The organism is Kitasatospora sp. NPDC091257, assembly GCF_044757675.1.
GTDB classification, from domain to species: Bacteria; Actinomycetota; Actinomycetes; order Streptomycetales; family Streptomycetaceae; genus Kitasatospora; species Kitasatospora lactacystinica.
Genome location: NZ_JBIVVI010001745.1, coordinates 1 through 1,314, shown reverse-complemented (window position 1 = coordinate 1,314; position 1,314 = coordinate 1). Strand labels below are relative to the sequence as shown.

The following is a 1,314-nucleotide window of genomic DNA, read 5'->3' as shown; positions in this document are numbered from 1 at the left end:
CAGGGCGGCCTGGCCGCCGACGGCCGCTGCAAGTCCTTCGCGGCGGCGGCGGACGGCACCGGCTGGTCCGAGGGCGTCGGCGTCCTGCTACTGGAACGGCTCTCCGACGCCCGCCGCAACGGGCACGAGGTGCTGGCGGTGGTGCGGGGCAGCGCGGTCAACCAGGACGGTGCCTCGAACGGTCTGACGGCGCCGAACGGGCCCTCGCAGGAGCGGGTGATCCGGCAGGCGCTGGCCAACGCCCGGCTGGAGGCGGCCGACGTGGACGCCGTGGAGGCGCACGGCACCGGAACCCGCCTCGGCGACCCGATCGAGGCCGAGGCGCTGCAGGCCGTCTACGGCCGGGGCCGTACGGCCGACCGGCCGCTGCTGCTCGGCTCGCTGAAGTCCAACGTCGGCCACACCCAGGCCGCCGCCGGCGCGGTCGGCGTGATCAAGAGCGTGCTGGCGCTGCGCAACGGCATGCTCCCGGCCACCCTGCACGTGGACGCGCCCACCCCGCACGTCGAGTGGACGGGCGGCGGCGTCGAGCTGCTGACCGAGGCCCGGCCCTGGCCGCAGGCGGAGCGGACCCGACGGATCGGCGTCTCCGCGTTCGGCGTCAGCGGTACCAACGCCCATGTGCTCATCGAGGAGAGCCCGGCCGAGGCCGAGCCGCGGACGGAGCCGGAGGCGCCCGGGCAGGGCGTCCGCCCGGTGGCGTGGCCGGTGTCGGCGCAGAGCGCGCAGGCGCTGCGGGGCCAGGCGGCGCGGCTGGCCGAGCGGTTCGGGCCGGACGTGGACGCGGGCGACGCGGCGTGGTCCCTGGCGACGACCCGGGCCGCGCTGGCCCACCGCGCGGTGGTGCTGGGCACCGGTGGCCGTGAGGGGCTGCTGGATGGCCTCGGCGCGCTGGCGGACGGGCGTCCGACGGGCGGCGTGGTCGCGGGTGCCGCGGTGGAGGGCCGGACGGCGTTCCTGTTCACGGGGCAGGGTGCGCAGCGGGTCGGCATGGGGCGGGAGTTGTACGAGGCGTTCCCGGTGTTCGCGTCGGCGTTCGACGCGGTCTGCGCGGAGTTGGACGGGAGGCTCGGGCGGTCGGTGCGGGAGGTCGTCTTCGCGGGTGCGGAGGATCTGGACCGGACGGTGTGGGCGCAGGCGGGGCTGTTCGCGGTCGAGGTGGCGTCGTTCCGGTTGCTCGAATCCTGGGGTGTGACCCCCGACTTCCTGCTCGGGCACTCGATCGGCGAGATCGCCGCCGCCCATGTGGCGGGCGTGTTCTCGCTGGCGGACGCCTGTGCGCTGGTGGCGGCGCGCGGTCGGCTGATGGACGCG

The 1,314-nt window shown here is 76.5% G+C and carries 1 protein-coding gene; it reads left to right on the top strand.

The features are described 5' to 3' along the window. The coding region (locus ACIQOV_RS41715; RefSeq protein WP_401056398.1) for an acyltransferase domain-containing protein at nt 1-1,314 on the top strand (1,314 nt) is incomplete at both ends.